This is a genomic window from Stenotrophomonas sp. STEN038 (assembly GCF_056759895.1).
In genome coordinates this window covers 1-25068 of the sequence record NZ_JBRRDW010000029.1, presented here as the reverse complement: position 1 = coordinate 25068, position 25068 = coordinate 1, and the positions used below count along the sequence as shown (strand labels likewise).

Here is a 25068-nt window from a genome sequence, read left to right as displayed (position 1 = left end):
TTTCCAAGAACAACAAACCCTTATTTATCAATCAGATGTGATTGGCACGCATCCTGCTGCCTATTACTCGCAGCCAGATCACTTCAGACGATAAATGACTGATTGCTGAACAAATCAAAAAAAATAAAGAAAGTTCTTGCACTACGAAATTCACTGTACTACATTACTACCACACCACTGCCCACACACACCAAACAGGTCCCGCCATGAACGCCAAGTCTCTCGCCCTTGCCATCGCCCTCGTCGCCAGCACCGGCTTTGTTTCTTCGGTACAGGCTTCGGATATCGTCACCCTGGACACCGTGCAGGTCCGTCCTTCCGCCGACCAGCTGGCGCAGGCCCAGCACGAGGCCAACAGCAACATCCCGACCCTGGCTGTCGTGCAGGTTCGCCCGACCGTCGGCCAGATCGTCGAGCTGATGGCCGAACAGACCGCCAGCCAGCTGGCCTCCGCCAGCCCGGTCGCCATCGGCACCCGCGCCGGCCAGTGGATGGTCTCGTTGCCGGCCATCACCGTCCGCCCGGACGTGGAACAGGTGCAGGCCATGGCTGCTGAAGCTGCTGCCGAAGCCATCGGCAAGGTCGTCGCGCAGGGTCTGGTTTCGAACTAAACCAGCCTTGCCGCACCACCCGGCGTAAACTGCGCCGATGACTTCTGCCCCTGTTTTCGATGTAGTGCTTTACCAGCCCGAGATCCCGCCGAACACCGGCAATGTGATCCGGCTCTGCGCCAACACCGGCGCGCGGCTGCACCTGATCGAGCCTTTGGGTTTCGACCTCAGTGACAAGCAGCTAAAGCGCGCCGGCCTGGACTATCACGAGTACGCACAGATGCAGGTCCATCCGGACCTGGAAACCGCCTTGGCGCGCATCGCCCCGAAGCGTTTGTTTGCATTGAGTACCCGCTCCAGCGTCCGCTATGACACCGTGCAGTTCGCCGATGGCGATGCCTTCCTGTTCGGCCCGGAAACCCGTGGCCTGCCGCAGGATCTGCTTGATTCCCTGCCCGATGGTCATCGCCTGCGCCTGCCGATGCAGCCCAACAACCGCAGCTTGAACCTGTCCAACTCGGTCGCCGTGGTGGTGTATGAGGCGTGGCGGCAGCAGGGGTTCCCTGGCGGCGCGTGATTGGCGCCGACCTGCTTTTGTATTGTTGTGGGAGCGGCGTCAGCCGCGAAGCTATGAATCTGTCCGATTGCTGGCATGCCGGTGATTCCGGTGCTGCCAGCTTCGCGGCTCACGCCGCTCCCACAGGTTTGATGCTGCATCGGCAACGCCCCTGCCGAGCATGGCTCGGCACTACCGACTCCGACCGCCAACAAGCCTCACCCAACCACCCCCAACTCCCGCAATACCCGCAGCCGCTCACCATCAACAGCAAGCACCTCTCCCAACACCTCGGAGGTGTGCTGCCCCAATACCGGCGCAGCCTGCTCATAACGCAACGGCGTTGCCGAGAACTTCAGCGGATTACGCACCATCGCCACGCTGCCACCACCGGCATGCGGCAACTCAATCCGCAAACCACGCGCCTGCACCTGCGGGTCGGCAAACACCTGATCAATCCGATTGACCGGATTGGCCGGTACAACCGCCTTCTCCAGCGCCGCCAACCACTCGGCCGCCGGTCGCGTGCGCAATACCTGCTGCAGATGCGGCACCAGCAGCTCGCGGTTCGCAACCCGGGCGTTATTGGTGACATAGCGTGGATCAAGCGCCAGCTCAGGCTCGCCAATCACCTCGCAAAGGCGTGCGAACTGACCGTCATTGCCAACCGCCAGCATGAAATAGCCATCAGCGGCCGGCATCACCTGGTACGGCACGATGTTCGGATGCGCCGTGCCCTGCCGGGTCGGCACCACGCCGCCGATCAGATAGTTGGAGGCCTGGTTGGCCAGCCATGCGACCTGGGTATCCAACAACGCCAGATCGATCTGCTGGCCAACGCCGGTACGCTCGGCATGGCGTAGCGCGGCCAGGATCGCCGTCGCCGCATACATGCCGGTCATCAGATCGGTCGCGGCTACACCTACTTTCTGCGGGCCGGCCCCGGGCGCGCCATCCGGTTCGCCGGTGACGCTCATCAGTCCGCCGATGGCCTGGATCGCCGCATCGTAGCCGGCACGCTGCGCATACGGCCCGTCCTGGCCGTAGCCGGTGATCGAGCAGTACACCAGCTTGGGGTTGATGGCCCGCAGGCTGGCAAAATCCAGCCCGTACTTCTTCAGGCCACCGACCTTGTAGTTCTCCACCAGCACGTGGCAGTGCACGACCAGCTCGCGCAGCAGCGCCTGCCCTTCCCCGGTGGTGAAATCAATCGCGACCGAGCGCTTGCCGCGGTTGGCGCACAGGTAATACGCGGACTCACTGCTGTCATTGCCATCGGCATCCTGCAGATACGGCGGGCCCCAACTGCGGGTGTCGTCACCCACGCCGGGGCGCTCGACCTTGATGACATCGGCGCCGAAATCGGCCAGCACCTGCGTCGCCCACGGTCCGGCAAGGATGCGCGACAGGTCGAGAACGCGAACGCCATCGAGCAGGTTCATTTCGGCCACCATGTCTTGCAGGATTCCGGCAGCGCCGGCTGCCAGCCAATGGCGTGCTGGAAGGCCTCCGCCAGCGCAATCAGCGTGAGTTCGTCGCCCACATTGCCGACCAGCTGCATGCCTGCTGGCAACTCCCCCGCCGCTACCGGCAGCGGCACCGACAAGGCTGGATTGCCGGCCAGATTGGCGTAGGCGGTAAGGTCGGCCTGGCTGGCCGGCGCAGGCGTACCGAACGGGAATGCACGCTGCGGCGCAGTCGGCATCACCAGTACATCGCAGCGTGCCAGCCACTGCTGCAGCTGCACCTGGCCACGATCGGCCAGCTGCGAGGCAGCGGCAAACTCGGCGGCGCTGCGCCCTTCCGCCCAGGACATCATCTTGGTCAACAATGGCGAGAATTTGCTGCGGTCGCCAGCCCAGGCATCGGCATGTTCGACCAGCAGTTCGGCTTCGCTCATCAGCAGTCCGGCGCGACGCGCGCGCGCCGAAGCGAAGGCTGGTGCGGGCACCGGCTGCAAGCTGTGACCCAAGCCAACCAGCACGCGCAGGCCATCCTCGAACGCCGCCTGCACATCGGGCGCAATGTCGGCAGCATCACCAAAATCGACAACGCCGATACGCAGGCCTTCGATGTCAGGTGCAGCAAAATGGATAAGGCGCGACTGCGCACAATCCGGGTCGAAGCCGGACATGATCTGCAGCATCAGGCGCAGATCGCGTGCCGAACGCGTCAGCGGGCCAATGTGATCCAGCCGCCGGCACAAGGCCACCGTACCGCGCGTACTGATCGCACCCCAGCTCGGCTTGAGCCCGACCACGCCGCAATAGCTGGCCGGGATGCGCACCGAACCCATGGTGTCGGTGCCCAGCGCCGTTGCACACAAACCCGCCGCTACCGCTGCGCCACTGCCACCGCTGGAACCGCCTGGTGTGTAACCGTGCCGGTGCGGGTTGTGGCAGGCGCCGTAGAACGGGTTGTCGTTGTCGGCGCCCATCGCCGCTTCGTGCATGTTGAGCTTGCCGACAATCACCGCACCGGCTGCGCGCAATGCGGCCACGGCCGGATTGTCGGCACTGGCCGGCGCGCTGTAGCGACGGGTTTCCATGCCGGCGGTGGTGACCATGCCAGCAACGTCGATATTGTCCTTGACCGCGACTGGCAGGCCTTCCAAAGGCCGCGCGAAGCCGCGCTGGCGACGTTGCTGCGACTGCGCGGCCGCAGCCAGCGCGCCCTCCGCATCGATGTGGATATAGCTGTTGACCTGCGCCTGGCTGGCAGCGATGGCTGCCAACTGCTGCTCGATCAGTTCGGTACAGCTGACGTCACCGGCAGCCAGCAAGGCCGCCTGTGCAGTCAGATCCAAGCTCAACAACTGCGCATCGGCCTTGCTCACACGGCTTTCCTCAAGCGAAACGTTTGTCGATCAGACGCACCGGCTTCTGCCGTACTTCGATACCGGTCAATGCGGCCAGTTCGCCCGGTGCGGCCAGCACGATGCTCATTTCAACACCGAGGCGCTGGCGCAGCAACGCGGCGAACTCAGCGGCCAACTGTGCGTCATCCAGTGCACCACGGGTTTCCACGTGCACGGCCAGATCATCGCGACCACCTTCGTCGCGGCTGGCGACGCAGATGAACTCACCGGCGAACGATGCATGTTCTTCCAACACCGGCGCCATCGCCTGCGGGAACACATTGATGCCGCGGATCTTGACCATGTTGTCGCTGCGGCCGAGGAAGCCCTCGATGCGGCGCAGGTTCATGCCCAGCGGCGAGGGCGTGGTCAGCACGCGGGTCACGTCGTGGGTGTTGAAGCGGATGATCGGGTAGATGTCGTCCTTGTACAGACAGGTGACCACCATGTCGCCGGTTTCGCCATCGGCGACCAGTTCACCGCTGTCCACGTCGAGGATTTCGACGTATTGCGCGTCTTCCATCAGGTACAGACCGTCCTGGTCCGGGCCCTGCCCGGCAATCGCGCCGGTATCGCCCACGCCGTACCAGTCGTACAACTCAACGCCGCCCCAGGCTGCCGACAGCGACTCGCGCGACTCACGGCCGAGGTGGCCGCAGATCATCCGCACCGGGATGTCCTTGCCCGGCACCAGGCCGTTCTCGCGGGCCACGTCGGCCAGCTTCTTGATGTAGTCGGCGAAGCCAACGATGACGTTGGCGCCCATGTTCTTCATCAACTGCACCTGCTGCGCCGAGCGCATCTCGATGCCGGTACCGGCCGAGCAGAACAGCGCCTGCGTGTAATGCGTCACCGCTTCGCGCACGTAATGGCCGCCGTTGATCATGCCGTGGCCATACACCGAGTGCACCACGTCGCCGGGCTGCATGCCCTGCCAGCGGTACAGGCGGGCAAGCAGCAGGCTCTGCACTTCGCGCGAATGCGGCGAGAACACCAGCGGCTGCGGGCGACCGGTGGTACCGGAAGTGGTGTGGAAGACCAGTGGTTTGTTGCCGGCCTCGGTGCCGTCCTGCCAGCCGTGGAAATCGCCCAGCGGCGGATTGGCTTCGACCGAGGCCATGATCTCGTGCTTGCCGAATACCGGCAGCTTGCTGATGTCATCCAGGCTCTGGATATCTTCAGGCTTGATGCCTGCATTGCCCCACAGGCGCTGATAGAACGGAATCTGCCACGCGCGGGCCACGCAACGCAGGAACATTGCGTTCTGCTCGGCGCGCAGTTCCTCGCGGCTGATGGTCTTGAACTTGTCGGTAAAGGCCTGGTCCAGCGGGAACTGCTTGAGCAGCTCCTTGACATCGAAGGATTCGAAATAAGTGGCGTAGGTCATGGGGTCTCGACAATCAGCAGGTCGACCAGCTGCCTGACATCATCGATGTCCTGCAGATGGTCGAAGTGGGAGATCAGGGCAGCACGGTGGCCGGCATCGAAGGGACGCGTGGCGTGGTCAAGGCAGTGGTGGAACTTTTCCAGTTGCTGGGCACGCGACAGCGGCCGTTGCGGTGAACCGATCGCGGCATCGCGGTGGTTGTGCAGGACGCGACCGTCGTGCAGGGTGACCGTCATCGATTGCGGCACCAGTGCGTTGGGATCGTCGCAGTCGTTAGGCACCAGGCTGACCTGGTTGGCGAACGCGGCCAGCTGCGCATCGGCGAGCTTGTCCGACGCATAGGCGGACAAGCCGACCTTGCCATCCAGCAACACAGTGCCGAGCAGGAACGGCAGGCAAAGCCTTGCGTAGCTGGTTTCCATTGCGAGCTGATAGCTGCGGCCGACCAAGCGGCGCACCAGCGGCGGCGCCTGCAGTTCGATGCTGGCGACGTTGTCCAGCTTCAGGCCGTGCTGCTGGCGCAGCTCCATCAGCATGTCCTGTGCGGCATGCGCGGCGCCGCCGGTGGGGAATACTTTGTGGCTTACGGTGAGTATCTGCGCTTCGCGCTCAGTCAGCTTCTGCAGCGATGGAGCGGTATCGAACTCGCCCTCGATCAGCGGCAGATAGCCGAAGGGACCTTCCAACATCTCACGCGGCGCGGGGAAGCCATTGCGCGCGAGTTCCCAGCAGGTCAGGGCTGCGCGCGAATTCAGCGCAACCTGCAGCGCCAAGGTCGGCGAGCCTTCCACATGCGCCTGCATGGTGCCGGACAGGTGGCTATAGGTCAGGCCGAGCGCGCGACGCAGCAATTCTTCGTCGGCGCCGTGCAGATGAGCGATGCCTGCAGCTGCGCCCAGCGCGCCACACATCGACGGGCGGAAAAAGCGCATCGGTGCGCGGCCACTGATGCCAATCAACGTAGCTACATCGACCGCCACATTGAGCGCCGCGATCAATGCCTTGCCATCGACCGCCACGCCATCGACGTTTGCGCGCTGCTCAGCGGCGGCAATCAAGGCCGATTGAATCACCGCCAGCGGATGCACCACCGCCGGCATATGCACGCAATCAAATTCCTGGCTGTGGATCTGGTAGCCGTTGACCATCGCCGCGCTGGCCGCCGGCAAGGCTTCGCCGGTCACCCACACACGCGCGGCATTGCCGCTGCCGTAGCTGGCGGCACTGCGTCGAACGGTTTGGGTCAGCGGCACCTGCGGACCGGAGCCAGAAAGCCCCACGGCCGCCGAATCCATCACGAACACCTTCGTGGCCGCGACCGCCTCGGCGGAGAGGTCTTCAAAACGCAGCGTGCGCGCATGCTGCAACAGCGCTTCAGTCAATCGCATCAGGCCACCCGCGCCAACATGGCGTTCAAAGCGTCCAGACTGCCGCCATTGGCCAGCGCCTGCACCTGCCCAAAGAGGGGTTGCGCCAAGCCTGCGGATACGCCCCCCCATTGCGCCAGGGCCAGCGCCTTGGCCAGCACATCCTCGGCCGACATCGGGCATTCCGGGTCACCCCAGGCATCGATGCGCTCGGCCTGCACGCTGCGGCCATCGGCCAGCCACAGCTGCACGCTGGCGCCGTAGTGCGCTGGGAAACGCTGGCTGCAGGCTGCATCCTCGATCAACGCGATACGCTGTCGCCACGGCGCCAGCTCAGCATCGCTGCAGGCTTCGGCGGTGTAGTGCGCAAGTTGCGGCCGGCCATTGACCACGATCGAGGCCAGCGCGTGCTGCAGGCTGAATTTGGCCTCCAGCTCGGTCTGTGGCTGGGCGCGGTCGCAGAAGCGCATGGCCTCGGCATAGGTGCGCACTTCGATGCGTTCAATCTGCGCGACGTCAGTGGGATCGAGCTGCGCCACCGCTTCCAGCATCGCATCGATGGCCGGATGCGCATGCCGGCAGGCCGGCCACGGCTTCAGGCTGGTGCTGTGGACCAGCCAGTCGTCTTCATCGGCAACCACCAGTTCCGGCACGGCATCCGGCGCAGTGGCGGCAAACAGACCCTGCTCACCTTCCAGTATCCTGCGCGGCCCACGCATGCCCGCCAGCGCCAACTGCGCCGCCAGCCAGCCACTGCGTGCGGCTTCGGCGTTATGCAATGACTTGGTCGGCACCGGCTCGTGGCGCATCTGCCACAGCCCGCCGGTGCGACTGCCGGCATTGCCCAGCGCATCGGCCAGCGATTCAGCAGGCAGGTTCAGTACTGATGCCGCCGCAGCCGCCGCACCAAAGGCGCCAGCGGTCGAGGTGGGATGCCAATAGCGGTAATGCGCCTTGCCCAGCGCACGACCGACACGGATGGTGGCTTCATAGCCGCGCACGATGGCGTCTAGCAGCACCGTCGCATCCGCGCCTTCGGCCTGCGCCGCAGCCAGCGCGACCGGGATGACGACCGGGCCGGGATGCAGGATGGCAGCGCGGTGCACATCGTCCATTTCCAGCACATTACCGAGCGCGGCATTGAGCAGCAAAGCATCGGCGGCACTGCGCCGGCCAGCGCCCAGGGCGACCACATTGCCGCTGGCCTGTGCCTGCACCACCGCACGCAGCTGCGTCGCAATCGGGGAGCGCAAGGCGGCCAAAGCGCAACCCAGCCAATCCACCAACAGGAACGCGGCGCGTTGGCGGGCAGCGTTATCCACCGGCCGTTGCAGGCGCTGGGCTAGCTGTTCGGTAAGGCTGGCAGCAGGCGTGGTCATCGCGCGATGAGGTCTCGGTGCAGGCCCGCAACAGCGGGTTCGGGATGGTGGGAACGGCAACCGCGTGAAAAGAGCATAACCGACTTTGTCCGGACATATCATATGATCCGACTCCCGAACGCCGCAATCAGCCCCATGCCCCGAATTCTGGATGCCGACACTTTCTTCGACTACCTCGCGCAGGGACCCGACATCTTCGCGCCCGGCTGTGCCGGCCATTCCCTGCTGTTCGAACACTGGCTGCGCGCTGGCGCCGAGCGCTGCGGCGGGCTGCGCTTCACCGGCGTGCACATCCCCACCGTCAACACCTTCGACTTTGCCGCGCTGCACCCGCAGGCCCGCCAGCGCACGATCTTCCTGAGCGGCGATCTGCGCAGCTCGTGGCTGGATGGCCGCGTTGACTACCTGCCGATGACCTATACCGCCACCTGGCGCTGGCTGCGCGAAAGCGTGGCCTTCGACACCGTGCTGGTGCAGGTGGCACCGCCGGACGAGGACGGCAACTGCTCGCTGGGCATTGCCTGTGACTTCACCCCGGCGGCCTGGCCACGCGCGACCCGCATCCTGGCGCATATCAACCCGCGCATGCCGCGCACGCGCGGGCCGTCGATCCCCTTGTCGCGGATTACCGCAGCCATCGAGCAGGACGCACCGCTGCTGGCTATTCCCGATCCGCCTGCCGATGGCGCCATGGATGCCGTGGCCGCGCAGGTTGCTACCCTGGTAGAAGACGGCGCGACCCTGCAGCTCGGCCTGGGCCGATTGCAGTCAGCCGTGCTGCGCGCGGTACGCGAGCGGCGCAATCTGCGCATCCACAGCGGCATGGTCTCCGACGGGCTGCTTGGCCTGCTCGAATCCGGCGCACTCTCGGCGGCGCCGGACGCGGTGGTGGCTGGTGTGGCGCTGGGTACACAGGCGTTGTATGACATCGCCCCGCGCAGCATCAGCTTCCGCGAGGTTGGCCACACCCACGACCACAACGTACTGGGCGGTATCCCGCGCCTGACCGCCATCAACAGCGCGCTATCTGTGGATCTGCTGGGTCAGGTGAACGGTGAGTTCCTGTCTGGCCGCCAACTGAGTGGCGTGGGCGGCCTGCCTGATTTCCTGCAAGGCGCTCGCCAATCGACCGCTGGTCGCGGCATCATTGCACTCCCTGCCAGTACCCCGAAGGGCGAAAGCAGGATCGTGCCGATGCTACCCACCGGTCCCGTAAGCCTTACCCGCGTAGATGCCGACTGCATCGTCAGCGAACATGGCGTAGCCGATCTACGCCACCTCGACGTCCATGCACGGGCCCAGGCCCTGATCGCCATCGCCGCACCCGAACACCGTGAACCCCTGCAGCGCAGCTGGCAGGAACTCTCGCTCAGACTTTGAACAAGGATCTGTACATATGACTGGTACGCGACGCAGCAAGCCCCGCTATGCCGAACTGGGCGATCTACTGCAGGCGGCAATCGAGAAGGGCGAGTACGCCGTTGGTACCTTGCTACCCACCGAACTGGAGCTGTGCGAACGCTTCAGCGTCAGCCGCCACACCGCACGCGCGGCCTTGGCGCAGTTGATCAGCGCCGGCCTGGTGCAGCGCCGGCCCGGCGCTGGCACGCGGGTGATCGCGCAGAACTCGGCAATGCGTTACGAGCACGAGATCGACACCGTCGACCTGCTGATGCAATACGGCAACAGCACCCGCCTGCAGGTGCTGGAAGCCGAGCGCAAGCTGGCCGATCCGTTGATGGCACAGCGCCTGGACATCCACGAAGGCAAGGAATACCTGCGCCTGCACTGCCTGCGCCTGGAAGAACAGACCCGCGAGCCGATCGCCGTCACCGAGATGCTGATCCCGGTGCGCACGGGCGTGCCCACCGAGAAACTGCTGGAAGTGGCCGGCGCTGCGCGTGCGCTGGCCAAGTTCCTCGACCCGACCAAGCTGTCGCGGGTGGAACAGGTATTCGATGCGGCGTCCTTTGATACCGGCGACGCCAAGCTGCTCGACATCAAGAAGAGCGAGCCGGCGATGCGCGTGCAGCGCCGTTACCGCGATGCCAACGGCCGCCTGCTGCTGGTCGCGACCAGCCTGCACCCGCCGGGCCGGTTTGCCTACTCGATGGTGCTTTCGCGCAATCACCGCTGATCAAAGCCAAACTCGCAGTTGAGTCAACCGAAACCCGATGCCAGACCGCGGCCATCGGGTTTCTTTATGTGCCCTCGCCACCAATGAGGTAGCCCGGGTAAGCACAGTGCACCGGAAAACCGCACCGCGGAGGCTTCGGAGCACCCGCCAACGGCCCGGGTGCGCTGCGCTTACCCGCGCTACACCCGCCCCGGCCCGCCCAATCGCCCGCCCTTTGACGGCAATCCAGCGCTCAACCACTGCGCAGTCAGCGCCCGCCATCTGCAGCAGCGGCTTGACACCCCGGAGCCAAGAACTGACGCTTACGCCATGAGTATCGACCTTACCCCGCTTGATCTTCGAGAGCTCAACACTCTCATCCGCGCCGCACAGGACAGGCACAAAGCGCTCACCCAACGTCAACCTGCGGAAAAGGTCAGGCGCAAACTCACCGCATTGGCCAAGCAGACCGGTTATACGATCGAGGAACTGTTCGGCCCGGGCGCGGATGCCGTCGCCGCCAAGAGCAAGCCAGGCAAGCGCAAAGGGCCGAAGGTCAAGCCGAAGTACCGTGATCCCGAGAATCGTTGGAACACCTGGACCGGCCGCGGCAAGATGCCGCTCTGGCTGGCCTCCAAGATCCGCTTCGGGCAGACCGCCACCGACTTCCTGATCCCCGGCGTGGCCAAGCTCACCCCGAAGGAAAAGGTACTCACCGGCAAGCGCAAGCTGTTCAAGCCCGGCTGAGTCAGAACGGCAAAACCGGGTCAAAACCGGGGTCAGAGTGGGGTTTCGTACCGAAACCCCACTCTGACCCCGGTTTTGCTCCGGTTTTGCTCCTTAACTGCTAGATTCCAAGGCTTCTCCAAGCTTGGACAAAGCCGCCCATGCGTAGTCGCCTGCTGTGGATGTTGCTCTGCCTGCTGGCACCGGTCAGCAATGCCGAAGTGCTGGTGCACTCGATCAGCTACCAGGGCAACGACCGGCATGCGCCGTTGGCGACCGGCAATTACCGCAACCCGATCCTGCCCGGCTTCTACCCGGACCCGTCGATCGTGCGCGCTGGCGATGACTTCTATCTGGTCAACTCCACGTTCGGCTATTTCCCCGGCCTGCCGATCCACCACAGCCGCGACCTGGTGAACTGGACACAGATCGGCAATGCCATCGACCGCCCCAGCCAGATCAACTACGGCAAGGACGAGCTCACCCGCGGCCTGTTCGCTGCCTCGATCAGCCACAAGGACGGCCGCTTCTACATCGTCAACACCTGTTTCTACTGCGACGGCGGCAACTTCCTGATCCACGCCGACAATCCGGCCGGGGCATGGTCGGACCCGGTCTGGCTGCAGGTGCGCGGCATCGATCCTTCCCTGTTCTTCGATGCCGATGGCAGTAGTTGGGTCGTGCACAACGACGTGCCCGATGGCGAACTGCGCTACGACGGCCACCGCGCTATCTGGCTGCAACAGATTGACCTGGCCAGCGGAAAAGCCATTGGTGAGCGGCGCCTGCTGGTGGATGGCGGCGCCAACCCGGCCAGCAAGCCCGAGCACATCGAAGGCCCGCATATCTTCAAGCACGACGGCTGGTACTACCTGACCGCCGCCGAAGGCGGCACCGGCGAACAGCATGCGCAGATGATCTGGCGCAGCCGCAGCCTGACGGGTCCGTATCAGGCAGGCTCCAACAACCCGGTGCTGACCCAGCGCGATCTTGATCCCAAACGCGCCAGCCCGGTGACCTCGGCCGGACATGCGCAGTTCGTGCAGTTGGCCGACGGCAACTGGTGGGCGGTATTCCTCGCCACCCGCCCCTACCGTGGCAATCAATACAATCTAGGCCGTGAAACCTTCCTGCTGCCGGTGCAATGGCACGAAGGCTGGCCGCAGGTGCTGCCGCGCGGCGCCGAAGTACCGCTGCAGCTGCCGCGTCCGCAGATTGCCGGCGCGAATGAGACCGTCACCGATAGCGCTGTATCCACCTGGACGGAAAAATTCAGCGGCGCGAAGCTGCCACCACAATGGCTGACCCTGCATCCACCGAAGCGCGCATGGTTCAACACAGGCGCTGGAGGATTGAAGCTGCAAGCCGGCACGACGCCGCTGGGCGCCGAGGGTGCTGAAGAACAGGCCCACTATCTGGGACATCGCCTTCAGCACCATCGCGCGACCCTGGATATGCAGTTGTCGGCTGCGTCTGTGGCTGATGGAGAGTTGGCGGGATTGGCCTGGCTGCAGAACGAGCGGTATCACTATGTGCTGGGCGTTGAAGCCAGCAACGGTACGCGCCGGGTAGTTCTGTACCTGCGCGCCGGCAAGGATTCGCCGGAGACAGGGACGCTGCTGGCGCAGAAGAATCTAAGCGGCGCTGGCGATAATACGGGCCTGCGATTCACCCTGGATGGCGCACGCGCGCAGGCGTGGTTCTCGCCACAACCCGGGCAATGGCAGCGCATAGGCGAAGCGCTTGATGCCAGCCTGCTCAGTACCGACACCGCAGGTGGATTCATCGGCAGCACGTTTGGTGCGTACGCATTGAAGCGGTGAGCAGAACTGGAACTGACCGCAGCGCGCTTCTGCCCCCTCCCTTTGCCGCAGGCAAGGGGAGGGTTGGGGAGGGGTGCTGTTCGCGGTTGATCTGCGGTTGATGCATTGCCAGCTTCGCGGCTTATGCCGTTCCTGCAGCATTGCTTGCAAGGCCTCTGCCGAGCATGGCTCGGCACTACAGTTGCTGCATTGCTTGTAAGGCCTCTGCCGAGCATGGCTCGGCACTACAGTCGCTGCATTGCTTGTAGTGCCCCTGCCGAGCATGGCTCGGCACTACGGGTTCATGCCGCGTTGCTTGAATCTGGGGCATCTACCAGTTGGTTGATGCGGCGCAAGGCGCTTTGCAGTTGGCGCCTATTGCCTGCCTGCCCCAGTGACAGGCGGAAGCCGCGGCTGCGTTGTGCGCCGTCCGGCCTGAATGCCGATGACGGCGAGATAGCCAGACCCTGCAGCTGGGCGGCGCGCACAAAACCTGCATCGGTCCACGGCTCGGGTACGCTACACCACGCATGCAATCCAGCCGCCTGCACGTTCAATGATGGCACCAGCAGGTGTGCAGCCAGCGCGGTGCGCTCGCGTGCTTCCGCCAGTACCTGATTCAACAAGCCATTCGCTGATCCATCCAGCAGCAGTTGGCTCACCAGCGCCATCACCAGTGGATGGCCCATCAAGCAGATCGACCGCAAGGCTGTCGCCAAATCTTCCGCGTGCCGCTCCGACGGACAACGTACGAACGCAGTACGCAGACCGGGACTGATCGCCTTCGACAAGGTCGATACGTAATACACATGTGCCGGTGCCAACGCCGCAATTGGCGTTGGCTTTTCCACAGCGTGATGCCAATACGGATCGTCCTCGATCGCCAGCAGATCCAGCCGCTGCAGCACACGTGCCAGCTCAACGCGACGCTGCGATGGAATCGTCAGCGCCGTCGGGTTGTTGCAGGTGGGGTTGAGGTAAACCACGCGCGCGCCACTCTGCCGCGAGGTGCGCTCCAACGCCTCCGGGCACATCCCTTCCGCATCACCATTGACCGGCAGCAAGCGTCGCCCCAATGATCGTGCCGCCTGCAGCAAGCCGGGATACACAAGGTGATCGCAAAGAATCACCTCGCCTTCCTGGGTCTGGCTGATCAGGATCGAGGCCAAGGCCGACTGCGCGCCCTCTGCAACCACCAAACCCGTATCGGAAACATCACCCAGCATCGGCTGCAACCAGCTGATCGCTGCATGCCTGTCGGTCGGGCTGCCACCGGCGAGGTGATACGTCATCAGGTTGGGCGCATTGCTGCGTGCAAGCACGGCGGCTGCACCGCGGCGCAAGGCATCGTTCAAAGCCAAGGCATCCGGCACCGGCGGCACGTTCATGCTCAGGTCCACCGGTTGGCCGAAGGCGGCTTTCGGCGGTGCGATGAAACTGCCCTGCGGACCGCGCGCTTCGATCAGGCCGCGTCGGCGTGCTTCATCGAAGGCGCGCGTCACCGTGGTCAGGTCGATTCCGAGCTGCTTGGCCAATGCGCGTTGCGATGGCAGGCGATGACCGGGTACCAGCTCGCCGGTGTTCATGCTGCGCTCGATGCTGTTGACGATGCGCAGGTAGATCGGACCATTGCTGCGCAGCGCGCTGTCCATCCAGTTCATCGCCAAACCCCGTGTTTTCCGCAAAAAACTGCGACATCCTGTCGCACCATGTATGGACGATGTAGCCACGTATTGTTTGCTTCAGCGGCGGGTGCCTGCTCACAACCATCGGTCGGTTGGAGCGGGTGCCCGCTGTTTTTTGTGCGCGGACAAAACGTCCTCGCACGCTGGCGCGCATGCAGATTCATCAGCAGTGGTTCAAGACTTGCTTTGCCAAGGGCAGTAACAGCCCACCGCCAGCAGTCCACGCGGGCGCACGGTCTGTCCATCGACCAGCTTGTCGAGTATCGGCTCGACAAAACTATTGGCCGAATTGCAGACCATGCCGATGCTGTAGGGGCCTGCGTAGGCCAGATGCCCTTGCCGATCCCAGATCGCAACCGCAGGGCTGGCCGGGATATGTTCGGCGCCTTCAATCGTCGGCAGTTCCGTCAGACGACCACGCAGATACTCGGGCAACTCACCTGTGGTGCCCGGGCGGCGCACCGCGTAGAAATCGATGTTGGCGCGGCGATACATGCTGATCAGATAACTCAGATGCGCGCCGGTTTCGCGGTTGCAGACCTTGCAGGCCGGGTCCCAGAAATGCACGACGCGGATGCGTCCGTTGGCGCCAGCCAGTTCCGGCGGCAGCTTGAGTTGGGTGTCGTCGAATACGATGGCCTGCTCGGCGAACGTGGCCTGCTCACTGAGGCCGAAGTACTGCCATAGCGCTATCGCGATACCGGCCATCAACACGCAGCCCGCTGCGATCCACAACCGCATCCCGCGCCGGCGCGGTGATGCGCCGTTGGGCGGGCTCACGAGGCGGTGTCCGCGCCGAACTTGTACTCGTACTGTTCCAGCATCTCGGCGCAGGAATCGGCCTGGGCGCGGCGGTAGATCTCGGTGCGCTCCGGCGCGCGGCTGCGCTGCAGGCACTGCTCGATGGCCGCGCGCTCACTGGCCTGCACATCGGCGGTCTGCGGCCGCGAGCAGACATAGACCAACGACGCCAGCGCCAGCACCACGAAACCGGCGCAGCCCAGCATCACCAGATGAAACTTCAGCTTGTCCCGACGCACAGCAGTTACCCGCATATCCATACAAGATATGAAATGTATCACTTTTGTATGGATATGACCGGAGCGCGGTTAAACGATCGCCTGCGTCCGCGTCTCAGGCGCAGCCGAGATGACCTCGGTGAGCTTGGTCAACGCCGCCGCCAGGCTGTGCTGGTCCACCGCCCCGCCCAGCGACAGGCGGATGGCATTGCCAGCCTGCTCCTCGATGCTGAAGGCCTCCGAGCTGGCGATGCCCAGGCCTTGCGCCTGCGCGGCCTGGATCAGCCGGTACTGGTCCAGCCGCGGCGGCAGCGGCAACCACACATGCAGGCCGGACGGATGCGCCTGATAGGGCGTGGGCAGGATGCGCGCGGCAATCTGCTGGCGCTGGCGCAGCTCCTGCTGGAAGCGGCGCACCATCTCATCGGCCTGGCCGCTGCGGATCCAGTGCGAGGCCACCGCCACCATCGACTGGGTCGGCATCAGCGCGATCGAACGCAGGGCGTCCAGCATCGGCTCCATCGGCTCGCCCGGCGGCACCACCAGATAGGCGGTGCGCAGGCCCGGGGCCAGGCACTTGGACAGGGTGGAAACGTAGTAGACCGGCGCGTCCGGGTGGCTATCCACCGCCAGCGGCGGTGCCGCGTCGGCGGCCAGCAGCCAGTACGGATCGTCCTCCACCACCGCCACGCCATGGCGGCGTGCAATGGCCAGAATGGCGGCACGGCGGGGCTGCGACATGGTCGCGGTGGTCGGGTTCTGGATGGTCGGGATCAGGTAGATCAGGGCCGGCTTGCGCTGCTGGCAGGCCGCTTCCAGCGCGTCCGGCAGCATGCCTTCGGCGTCCATGGCGATGGAGACGATGCCCCGCTGCAGCACACGTGCGGCGGCCAGCAGGCCCGGATAGGTGAGCTGTTCGGCGGCGATCAGGTCACCCGGCTGGGTCTTGGCCAGCACGATGGCGCATAGCGCGGCCTGCGCGCCTGGGCAGATCACCACCCGCTCGGCGGAGACGCTGCCCAGGATCGGCGCCAGCCACTGCACGGCAGCGGCACGGTCATCGCGGGAGCCGGCGCCGACGTGGTAACTCATCAACTCGCCCTGCCCCAGCTGCTGGCTGAGCTGCTGGAAGCCGCGCTCCATGCTCTGCGCGAACGGGCTGCTGCCCAGCAGCGGCGGGATGTTCATGCTCAGGTCCACCGAGGTGGCGCTGTTGCCGGCGGACATGGCGATGAAGGTGCCGCCGGCGCCCTGCGCATCGAGCAGATCGGACTGGCGCAGCTCGGCGTAGGCACGGGTGACGGTGGTCAGGTCCACGCCCATCAGCTGGGCCAGGTCGCGCTGCGGCGGCAGCCGGTCGCCGGGCTGCAGCACGCCATCGTCCACGGCATCGCGTACCTGCTGGGCGATCTGCAGGTAGAGCGGACCGCTGCCCTCGGCGAAGGGACGGACCCAGGTCCGGTTGGGCTTTTTCAGGCGTCGGCCTGCGGCTGGCTGCTGCATCGGGTGAACCTTCCCTGCTTTGTACGTGCACCAACCCATACAATGATGTATCTTGTATGGACTTGACTGGATCGGCAATCCTTTTGTAGGCACCGCCGTACGGACAGTGTAGCCGCTCCCGGCCCATGCGCCGGGCATCGGCGGTCCCCGCTCAAGAGCTCCTTCAACAGGGTCGACCTTCAATGAATATCTGCTGGAAACGCATCCGCCCAGCGCTGGCCGCTTTGGCATGCGTGGGCCTGTCTGGCTGCAACTGGGTACTACTGGACTCCAAGGGCGACGTGGGCATTGCCCAGCGCGACCTGATTATCATCTGCATCGCCCTGATGCTGATCGTGGTGATACCGGCCATCGTGCTGACCTTCGTGTTTGCCTGGCGCTACCGCTCCGGCAATACCAAGGCCAGGTACATGCCCGATTGGGCGCACTCCACCAAGGTGGAAATCGTGGTCTGGGGCGTGCCCCTGATCATCGTCGCCGTGCTCGCCGTGATCGTGTGGAAATCCACCCACGAGCTTGACCCTTACAAGCCGCTGGATATTCCCGGCGAGCCGCTGCATGTGGAAGTGATCGCCACCGACTGGAAGTGGGTGTTCGTCTACCCGGACCTGGGCATCGCCACGGTCAACCAGCTCAACTTCCCGGCCGGGCAGCAGCTGGCCTTCGACATCACCTCCAACTCGACGATGAATACCTTCTTCATCCCGCAGCTGGGTGGGCAGATCTATGCGATGGCCGGCATGCGCACGCAGCTGCATCTGGTGGCGAACGAGCAAGGCAAGTTCGACGGCATGTCGGGCAATTACAGCGGCCATGGTTTCTCCAACATGAAGTTCGTCGCCACCGCGATGAGCCAGCCGCAGTTCGATGACTGGGTTGCGCAGGTGCGGCAGTCGCCGGATCAACTGAACTTCGACGAATTCAAGCGCCTGGCCGCACCAACCCGCAAGGAACCGGTGCGCCACTTCGCCAGCGTCGAGCCGCTGCTGTTCAAGAAGGTCATCGACCAGTTCATCGGCGTGGGTGAGAACACCGCGGCCACGTCCGGCCACAACGCAGAACCCAAGGCCTCCCAGGAGTAATGAGCATGTTCGGTAAGTTGACGTGGGACGCCGTGCCGTTGCACGACCCGATCGTCGTGGTGACATTGGCGGGCATGGTGCTTGGCGGCATCGCATTGCTCGCCGCCGTCACCTATTTCAAGTTGTGGGGCGTGCTGTGGCGCGACTGGTTCACCACGGTTGACCACAAGAAGATCGGCATCATGTACATCGTGGTGGCGCTGGTGATGTTGGTGCGCGGTTTTGCCGATGCACTGATGATGCGCGCGCAGCTGGCTGCGGCCGGCCCGGGTAGCGATGGCTTTCTGCCACCGGAACACTACGACCAGATCTTCACCGCGCATGGCGTGATCATGATCTTCTTCGTGGCCACACCGTTCGTGGTGGGCCTGATGAACATCGTGGTGCCGTTGCAGATCGGCGCGCGCGACATGGCCTTCCCCTTCCTCAATGCCTTCAGCTTCTGGATCTTCGTGGTCGGCGCTGCGCTGATGATGATCTCGCTGGGCCTTGGCGAATTCGCGATGACCGGCTGGGTGGCGTACCCGCCGTTGTCAGGCATCGAGTTCAGTCCAGGGGTAGGTGTTGACTACTACATCTGGGCACTGCAGGCCTCCGGTGTCGGCACATTGCTGACCGGCGTCAACCTGTTCATCACCATCCTGCGCATGCGTGCGCCGGGCATGACCTTGATGAAGATGCCGGTGTTCACTTGGACCGTGCTGGTCACCAGCGTGATCATCATCGCTGCGTTCCCGATCCTGACCGTCGCCCTCGGCGCGCTCACCCTGGACCGCTACCTGGACTTCAACTTCTACACCAATGACCTGGGTGGCAACCCGATGATGTACGTCAACCTGGTGTGGGCCTGGGGCCACCCGGAGGTGTACATCCTGGTATTGCCGGCGTTCGGTATCTTCTCCGAGATCACCGCCACGTTCTCGCGCAAGAAGCTGTTCGGCTACAAGTCGATGGTGGGTGCAACGCTGGCGATCGGCATCCTGTCGTTCGTGGTGTGGCTGCACCACTTCTTCACCATGGGCTCCGGTGCCAGCGTCAATGCCTTCTTCGGCATCATGACGATGATCATCGCAATTCCGACCGGCGTGAAAATCTTCACCTGGTTGTTCACCATGTACGGCGGCCGCGTCGAGTTCAGCGTGCCGATGCTGTGGACCATCGCCTTCCTGGTCACCTTCACCATCGGCGGCATGACCGGCGTGCTGCTGGCCATCCCGGGCGCGGACTTCCTGCTGCACAACAGCCTGTTCCTGGTCGCCCACTTCCACAACACCATCATCGGTGGCGCGCTGTTCGGCTACCTGGCCGGCTTCGTCTACTGGTTCCCGAAGGTGTTCGGCTTCACCCTCAACGAACGCCTGGGCAAGTGGTCGTTCGCCTGCTGGATCATCGGTTTCTACCTGGCCTTCATGCCGCTGTACATGCTCGGCTTCATGGGCATGACCCGGCGCATGAACCAGTACGACAACCCGGCGTGGACGCCCTACCTGATTGCCGCCTTCGTCGGCGCACTGTTCGTGTTCGCAGGCATCGTGCTGATGCTGGTGCAGATCTACGTCAGCGTCCGCGACCGCAAGCAGAACCAGGACATCACCGGCGACCCGTGGAATGCACGCACGCTGGAATGGCAGACGCCTTCGCCGCCGCCTTTCTACAACTTCGCAGTGGTGCCCAAGGCCGACACCTTGGACGCTTTCCACGAAGCCAAGAAGGAAGGCCTGCCCAAGCCGCCCAAGCACTACGCGCCGATCCACATGCCGCGTAACACCGGCGTGCCGCTGATCCTCAACATCTGGATCCTGGCGCTGTGCTTCGCCTTGATCTGGCACATCTGGTGGCTGGCCGGTGCGAGCTTCGTGGCGATGATCGTCACCTTGATCGTGCGTTCCTACGACGAGGACGTGGACTACTACGTCAGCGCCGAAGAAGTGGCCGCCATCGAGAACCAACACCAGAACAAGCTCAAGCAGCACAGGGTGATTGCATGAACATCATGTCCAACGTCGCCGTAGACAACGCACAGGCGGCCGAGCACAGCCATGACGACCATGGCCACGACCAGGGCGGCATGAAGGTCTTCGGCATGTGGGTCTACCTCATGTCGGACCTGGTGCTGTTCGGCTCGCTGTTCGCCTCCTACGCGGTGCTCAGCAACGCGTATGCAGGCGGCCCGACCGGTGCCGAGCTGTTCTCGCTGCCGTTCGTGCTGGTGGAGACCTTCCTGCTGCTGGTGTCCAGCATCACCTACGGCCAGGCGGTGCTGGCGATGCACCGCCAGGACAAGCGCGCGGTGCTGACCTGGCTGGGTGTGACCTTCGCACTCGGTGCCGGCTTCATCGGCATGGAAGTGTATGAGTTCAACCACCTCATTCACATCGGCGCCGGCCCCACCACCAGCGCCTACCTGTCCGCGTTCTTCGCACTGGTTGGCACGCACGGCCTGCACGTGGCCAGCGGCCTGATCTGGATGGCGGTGGTGATGCACCAGGTGAAGCGTCGCGGCCTCACCCCGACCAACGTCACCCGCATCTCCTGCCTGAGTCTGTTCTGGCACTTTCTGGACCTGGTCTGGATCTGCGTCTTCACCTTTGTCTATCTGATTGGAGTGTTCTGACCATGTCCGACAACGACACCTCTCGCGCCGGCAGCGGACATGGCTCCACCAAGTCCTACCTGATCGGCTTCGTGATCTGCGCCGTACTCACCGTCATCCCCTTCATGCTGGTGATGAACCCGACGCTGTCGCGGCCACTGACGATGGCCCTGCTGGTCGGCTTTGCCGTCGTGCAGATCATCGTGCAGCTGGTGTACTTCCTGCACATGAACCGCTCCTCGGAGGGCGGCTGGAACCTGGCCAGTTTTGTTTTCACCCTGGTCATTCTTTTCATCGTGGTAGCGCTCTCCATCTGGATCATCTGGAGCATGCACTTCCACATGATGGTCAACTGACGCACGCAACGGGCCGGCACACCATGCCGGCCCGTCGCATGTAGTTCGGCTGTCCGTCCTTCATCGACCATAGCCATGTCCCGCACCAACACCCCCGCCACCGGCCTCACCGCACTGGCCCGCAAACTGCACCTGTCCACCATCGCGATAAGCGCAGCCACCCTGCTGCTGGTCGCCTGCGCCGCAAAGCCCAAGGTGGATTTCTACGGCAAGGACATCGCCTGCGAAGCACTCGGCCGCCAATGGACGATGCCCGACAGCACAGGCGTAAGCCGCAGCCCGGCCGACCTCAACGGCAAAGTGACGTATCTCTTCTTCGGCTTCACCAGCTGCCCCGACGTATGCCCCACCACCATGGTGGAGTTGAACCGCGTGAAGCACCTGATGGGCTCGGACGCCGACAAACTGCAGGTGATCTTCGTCACCGTGGACCCGGCCCGCGACACACCTGCTGTTGCCGAGACTTACGTGAAAGCGTTTGACCCAACTGCGACTGCGCTGGTTGGTGACGATGCGCAACTGGCTGCAATGGCAGCATCCTTCAAAGCCTTCTACGACCGCGAAGAAGGCAAGCACCCCGGCGCCTACTCGATGAGCCACACCGCAGGCGGCTATGTATTCGACCGCGAAGGACGGCTGCGCTTGTTCGCGCCGTACGGCATGCCGGTGGAGCAGTTGTTCTCGGATGTGCAGCGACTAACGCTGGAGCCAACACGCCCCAACCCAGCAATCTGTGACGCAACCGGATAGCCCCAAACCCATGCGATCCAAGCCCCTCTCCCGCAAGCGGGAGAGGGGTTGGGGTGAGGGCAGAACAAAACCACCAACCCCAAACCTCCAGCCCCCCAACCAAACTCAGCCCTAAAACCCAACCAACTCACCGCTCAACACACCCACCCCCAACCTCCCCACCCCCAACAAAAACCCCAACCGCCTCAACAAAACACCCAGGCGCAAAGTAAGACAGCAAATGCGCCCCACCCTCCACCGTACTGAAACTCACCTCCCCAGCCTTCCCCAGCACAGCCGCATGCTCCACCGCCCCCGCATACGCCGTATTCGGATCCAAGGTCCCATGCACAACCAAGGTCCTGGGTAACGCAGCGGGCGACTTCCCAAACCAAGCATCCCTGACATAAGCAGGCACAGGCGCCTCCACCAGAAACCCCGGGATTGCGCTGACAAACAAGGCCCCAGCAGCCTCCTGCTCCACCAGCTCGCGCGTAAGCCCCGGCCGCGCATTGTTTTCCGATGCCGAGATCAACATCACCAGCGGCAACGAAGGCTGGTTGTTACCGCCCTGCCCCATCGCTGCCATCGCCGTCCTCAACTCCGCCACCGCCGCCAGCAGCGCGGACGTATCGTCCACCACCAGCCCATCAACGATGGCGGGAATACGCGCACGCAGCGCAGGGAAGTTCAGCAGCGAGCCCAACAGCCGGCGCAGATCTCCACCCGGCACCGCGTCCTTCCACGACGCCGTCGGCGCAGCGGCCAGCACACGCTGATAGACCGCCACCTTCTGCTCGCCCAGCACCGCACGCCCCACTGCATCCACCAGCGCCGTGCGCCGGCTCAGATCCCACTGCTCGGTGGTCTCCAGCGGCACCAGCCCATCCAGGATCAAACCGTCCAGCGACATCGGCGCCACCTGCAGCGCACGCAAGGCCAGCTGCGTGCCATACGACACCCCGTACAGATAGGTCGGCCCGCTGCCGCGATAGCGCGACATCAGCAGCGCAAGATCCTGCGCCGACTCGGTCACCGAGAACGCCTGCGTGCGCGCCGCATCCGCATACATCGCACCAATGCAGCCACCCCACTCGTCCCCGGCCAGCGCAACACCATCGGCGCTGTCCGCCGCCTCCTGCACCGGGCAGATGCGCTCCGACCGGCCCACGCCACGGTGGTCCGGAATCACCAGGTCATAACCGGGAAACGCACGCCGGAAGGTCGCAACCACCGGATACAAGGACGCCCCGGACTCACCAGGCCCACCGGCCAACAACCAGACATCCCCACGCCGCTCCACCGTCTCGGCAGGAAACCAGCGCACGAACAGCTTCAGCGAACCATCGGCCGGCGACGCATGCCGCAGCGGAACATGGGTGGTGACACAAAGGCTGCCTTTCAGCTCAGGAGACGAATCCGCATCGGCGCAGGCCACCGGCGCCTCGAAAGCCAGCTCCGCACGCGCGGGAAGGGCTGCAAATAGTGCAGCCGCAAGAACAACAGATCGAAACATCGACTTTCATCCCCTGATGAGCAGGCGACAGAATGCCAGTGTGTTGGGGTGGCGGGAATGTCCATCGGTAATGGGCTGCGGAACGATGAGAGAAATAACTTGCCGCAAGTTGGCGCCTCGCTCTTACGAGCTCCGGGCAGAATACCGAAGCGGAATTCTTCAATCCCACTGCCATCCCTCGGATTCCCGCTCAACAAGGCCAAAGATTCCTTGGTCCAAGCGATAATCCACGCCAGAGACAACCCATCGAATCAGCCGGAGAGCAACATGCGGTTTGTTTACCTACTTCTCTGCATAGCAGGCACCGCCCTGCCCCTCGCCCAGTTTCTGCCGTGGCTTTCCGCCAACGGCCTCAATGTGCCACTCCTGCTGCAGCAGGCGACTTCCAGCAACATCGCCGCATTCGCTTGGGCAGATGTGCTTATCTCTGGGCTCGCGACCATTACGCTCATTTGCGTCGAGGGGCGACGACTGGGGATGCACCATCTATGGATACCGCTGTCCAGCATCGCGATTGGTCCGTCCTTGGCACTACCTTTTTTCCTTTATCTCAGGGAACGGCATTTCGCAAAAATGAAGAAAGAGACCTCATAGAGCGTGCGGGCCAGAAATAAGGGCGGCAACCACCAGTCCAACTCACAGAACCGCTCGATTGGACTACAAATGTTCTCGAAAACACCCGGCTGGCGTCGAATTCCAAAGGCAAGACAGGGAACATGCAGAAACGTAAGAGAACCTTGTAGCAACGCACTCAGACCACCGCCTCCTTCCGACCCGAAACGGCCGCTTGAGAATCCCTACTGAGGCGTGCCCTATTCACTACCGTGGTGAAGCCAGTTACATTGTGATCTCGTTATGCCATCTGAAGGCAGATGGGTGGACGATATGGAATGGAGGCTGCTTGTCGATCATCACCCCTGCCGATCTCGAATCTGCTCTGACGGGAAACCCGGAAGCACTTGAGGTTCACCTGACGCTTGTAGAGCGTGACGTACCTATTGATGGGCATTTGGTCAAGATTCACTGCCACTGCCTATCAGTGGATGGAAATGGCCGCGTTCAAACTCATCGAGTGGCAGAGTTCATGCGAAACGCCGTGGTGGATTATGCAATCCCGCGCTCGAAGCTCGCCGACGCAAAAGCGCGAGACAACAGATTCAACAGCACCGAGGCCGTCGCTGAACTAGTCGAGCGGGCCAAGCGCTCGTTTACTGATTTGGCGACCACCGGGGAGGGCGGAGAGATGCTGCTATTCCTGCTGGCGGAGCGCTTTCTCAAGCTGCCACAGATTCTTTGCAAGATGGATCTAAAGACGGACACACGTATGCACTATCATGGCGCGGATGGGGTGTACGCGGGAGTGACAGCGGAGGGCAATTTAAAGCTCTACTGGGGTGAATCAAAGATTTACGCGGATGCGAGCGCTGCGATTCGCGACTGTCTTAATTCCCTCTCCCCCTTTCTGATCGAGCCTGAACACGAGGAAGCTGGGCGGGAACGCGATCTGATGCTCCTTAGCGATAACGCCGACCTTAGCAATCCGGCACTCACCGATGCACTCAAAAAGTACTTTGACAAGTCATCCGTCATGTCTAAGCGAGTTCAATATTGCGGCGTGGCCCTTGTCGGCTTCGATGCACCGTTCTACCCAAAAGACGGGGCGAAGGCGGTTACTGAGGAGATCGTCGAGGCCTCCCGCAAAGCACTTAGCGGTTGGATCAATCGTATTGGCGAACTGGAGTTCCCAGGATTTAGTGGACACCTGACCGAGGGTGGCGATGCGCTGCCTCGAACTCGTCAGGACTGACCCCGCCTAGATGGCTGTGGCGGCGTGTTGGATTGTA

23 protein-coding genes are annotated in these 25068 nt (G+C 63.4%); 13 read left to right on the top strand and 10 right to left on the bottom strand.

Going from position 1 to position 25068, the window contains the following annotated elements; all coding sequences use genetic code 11:
• Positions 1-206: 206 nt before the first annotated feature.
• Both ACVOLS_RS13050 and trmL read left to right on the top strand, forming a co-directional pair.
• Positions 207-611, top strand: a complete 405-nt coding sequence (locus ACVOLS_RS13050) for a hypothetical protein (RefSeq protein WP_303748720.1) — start codon at positions 207-209, stop codon at positions 609-611.
• A 37-nt stretch (positions 612-648) separates the two neighbouring features.
• Positions 649-1128: a tRNA (uridine(34)/cytosine(34)/5-carboxymethylaminomethyluridine(34)-2'-O)-methyltransferase TrmL gene (gene trmL / locus ACVOLS_RS13045; protein ID WP_057627589.1), complete on the top strand. Its 480-nt coding sequence runs from the start codon at positions 649-651 to the stop codon at positions 1126-1128.
• Positions 1129-1325: 197 nt separating this feature from the next.
• On the opposite strand, the gene ACVOLS_RS13040 is transcribed toward trmL, so the two are convergent.
• Genes ACVOLS_RS13040 through ACVOLS_RS13020 form a run of 5 tightly spaced genes read right to left on the bottom strand, consistent with a single transcriptional unit; the run spans position 1326 to position 8097 of the window.
• On the bottom strand, positions 1326-2549 hold the full coding sequence (locus ACVOLS_RS13040) for a CaiB/BaiF CoA transferase family protein (RefSeq protein ID WP_481545936.1): 1224 nt from the start codon (positions 2547-2549) through the stop codon (positions 1326-1328).
• Complete coding sequence (locus ACVOLS_RS13035; protein ID WP_481545935.1) at positions 2546-3943, bottom strand: amidase; 1398 nt, start codon at positions 3941-3943, stop codon at positions 2546-2548. Before ACVOLS_RS13035 ends, ACVOLS_RS13040 begins: the two co-directional genes overlap by 4 nt.
• 10 nt (positions 3944-3953) lie before the next feature.
• Positions 3954-5351 carry a phenylacetate--CoA ligase family protein gene (locus ACVOLS_RS13030; RefSeq protein ID WP_481545934.1) on the bottom strand — a complete coding sequence of 466 codons (1398 nt, stop codon included), beginning with the start codon at positions 5349-5351 and terminating at the stop codon, positions 3954-3956.
• Positions 5348-6739 (bottom strand): MmgE/PrpD family protein, encoded by a 1392-nt coding sequence (locus ACVOLS_RS13025; RefSeq protein ID WP_481545933.1) that lies wholly within the window; start codon positions 6737-6739, stop codon positions 5348-5350. Before ACVOLS_RS13025 ends, ACVOLS_RS13030 begins: the two co-directional genes overlap by 4 nt.
• Positions 6739-8097, bottom strand: coding sequence for an MmgE/PrpD family protein (locus ACVOLS_RS13020; RefSeq protein ID WP_481545932.1), 1359 nt, complete (start codon positions 8095-8097; stop codon positions 6739-6741). The genes ACVOLS_RS13025 and ACVOLS_RS13020 overlap by 1 nt, the downstream gene beginning before the upstream one ends.
• A 135-nt stretch (positions 8098-8232) precedes the next feature.
• Here ACVOLS_RS13020 and ACVOLS_RS13015 point away from each other — a divergent pair, with 135 nt between their 5' ends.
• The 4 genes from ACVOLS_RS13015 to ACVOLS_RS13000 all read left to right on the top strand — a co-directional run bounded on the left by ACVOLS_RS13015 (position 8233) and on the right by ACVOLS_RS13000 (position 12762).
• Positions 8233-9477, top strand: a complete 1245-nt coding sequence (locus ACVOLS_RS13015; RefSeq protein WP_481545931.1) for an acetyl-CoA hydrolase/transferase family protein — start codon at positions 8233-8235, stop codon at positions 9475-9477.
• A gap of 16 nt (positions 9478-9493) precedes the next feature.
• Complete coding sequence (locus ACVOLS_RS13010; RefSeq protein ID WP_481545930.1) at positions 9494-10234, top strand: GntR family transcriptional regulator; 741 nt, start codon at positions 9494-9496, stop codon at positions 10232-10234.
• A gap of 309 nt (positions 10235-10543) precedes the next feature.
• A complete protein-coding gene (locus ACVOLS_RS13005) occupies positions 10544-10960 on the top strand; it encodes an H-NS histone family protein (RefSeq protein ID WP_481545929.1) in 417 nt (138 codons plus the stop codon).
• Between the two features lie 140 nt (positions 10961-11100).
• A complete protein-coding gene (locus tag ACVOLS_RS13000; RefSeq protein ID WP_481545928.1) occupies positions 11101-12762 on the top strand; it encodes a glycoside hydrolase family 43 protein in 1662 nt (553 codons plus the stop codon).
• A gap of 281 nt (positions 12763-13043) precedes the next feature.
• On the opposite strand, the gene ACVOLS_RS12995 is transcribed toward ACVOLS_RS13000, so the two are convergent.
• The 4 genes from ACVOLS_RS12995 to ACVOLS_RS12980 all read right to left on the bottom strand — a co-directional run bounded on the left by ACVOLS_RS12995 (position 13044) and on the right by ACVOLS_RS12980 (position 16948).
• A complete protein-coding gene (locus tag ACVOLS_RS12995; protein WP_481545927.1) occupies positions 13044-14402 on the bottom strand; it encodes an aminotransferase-like domain-containing protein in 1359 nt (452 codons plus the stop codon).
• 198 nt (positions 14403-14600) lie between these two features.
• Positions 14601-15206 carry a DUF6436 domain-containing protein gene (locus tag ACVOLS_RS12990; protein ID WP_481545926.1) on the bottom strand — a complete coding sequence of 202 codons (606 nt, stop codon included), beginning with the start codon at positions 15204-15206 and terminating at the stop codon, positions 14601-14603.
• A complete protein-coding gene (locus ACVOLS_RS12985; protein WP_481545925.1) occupies positions 15203-15481 on the bottom strand; it encodes a hypothetical protein in 279 nt (92 codons plus the stop codon). Before ACVOLS_RS12985 ends, ACVOLS_RS12990 begins: the two co-directional genes overlap by 4 nt.
• Positions 15482-15535: 54 nt before the next feature.
• Positions 15536-16948 (bottom strand): aminotransferase-like domain-containing protein, encoded by a 1413-nt coding sequence (locus ACVOLS_RS12980; protein WP_481545924.1) that lies wholly within the window; start codon positions 16946-16948, stop codon positions 15536-15538.
• 182 nt (positions 16949-17130) lie between these two features.
• Here ACVOLS_RS12980 and cyoA point away from each other — a divergent pair, with 182 nt between their 5' ends.
• From cyoA to ACVOLS_RS12955, 5 genes are all read left to right on the top strand, one after another.
• Positions 17131-18030: a ubiquinol oxidase subunit II gene (cyoA, locus tag ACVOLS_RS12975; protein WP_481545923.1), complete on the top strand. Its 900-nt coding sequence runs from the start codon at positions 17131-17133 to the stop codon at positions 18028-18030.
• Between the two features lie 5 nt (positions 18031-18035).
• The gene (gene cyoB, locus ACVOLS_RS12970) at positions 18036-20018 is read left to right on the top strand and encodes a cytochrome o ubiquinol oxidase subunit I (RefSeq protein ID WP_481545922.1); all 1983 of its coding nucleotides are present in this window, start codon (positions 18036-18038) and stop codon (positions 20016-20018) included.
• Complete coding sequence (gene cyoC / locus ACVOLS_RS12965) at positions 20015-20644, top strand: cytochrome o ubiquinol oxidase subunit III (protein ID WP_282271767.1); 630 nt, start codon at positions 20015-20017, stop codon at positions 20642-20644. The genes cyoB and cyoC overlap by 4 nt, the downstream gene beginning before the upstream one ends.
• Before the next feature lie 2 nt (positions 20645-20646).
• Positions 20647-20979 carry a cytochrome o ubiquinol oxidase subunit IV gene (gene cyoD / locus ACVOLS_RS12960; protein WP_057627619.1) on the top strand — a complete coding sequence of 111 codons (333 nt, stop codon included), beginning with the start codon at positions 20647-20649 and terminating at the stop codon, positions 20977-20979.
• 75 nt (positions 20980-21054) lie between these two features.
• On the top strand, positions 21055-21729 hold the full coding sequence (locus ACVOLS_RS12955) for an SCO family protein (RefSeq protein WP_481545921.1): 675 nt from the start codon (positions 21055-21057) through the stop codon (positions 21727-21729).
• 127 nt (positions 21730-21856) lie between these two features.
• Here the strand turns inward: ACVOLS_RS12955 and ACVOLS_RS12950 are convergent, their stop codons facing one another.
• On the bottom strand, positions 21857-23224 hold the full coding sequence (locus ACVOLS_RS12950; RefSeq protein WP_481545920.1) for an alpha/beta hydrolase: 1368 nt from the start codon (positions 23222-23224) through the stop codon (positions 21857-21859).
• 267 nt (positions 23225-23491) lie between these two features.
• Here ACVOLS_RS12950 and ACVOLS_RS12945 point away from each other — a divergent pair, with 267 nt between their 5' ends.
• Both ACVOLS_RS12945 and ACVOLS_RS12940 read left to right on the top strand, forming a co-directional pair.
• The gene (locus ACVOLS_RS12945; RefSeq protein ID WP_481545919.1) at positions 23492-23818 is read left to right on the top strand and encodes a DUF2834 domain-containing protein; all 327 of its coding nucleotides are present in this window, start codon (positions 23492-23494) and stop codon (positions 23816-23818) included.
• Between the two features lie 307 nt (positions 23819-24125).
• Positions 24126-25031, top strand: a complete 906-nt coding sequence (locus ACVOLS_RS12940; protein ID WP_481545918.1) for a HamA C-terminal domain-containing protein — start codon at positions 24126-24128, stop codon at positions 25029-25031.
• Positions 25032-25068: the final 37 nt, after the last annotated feature.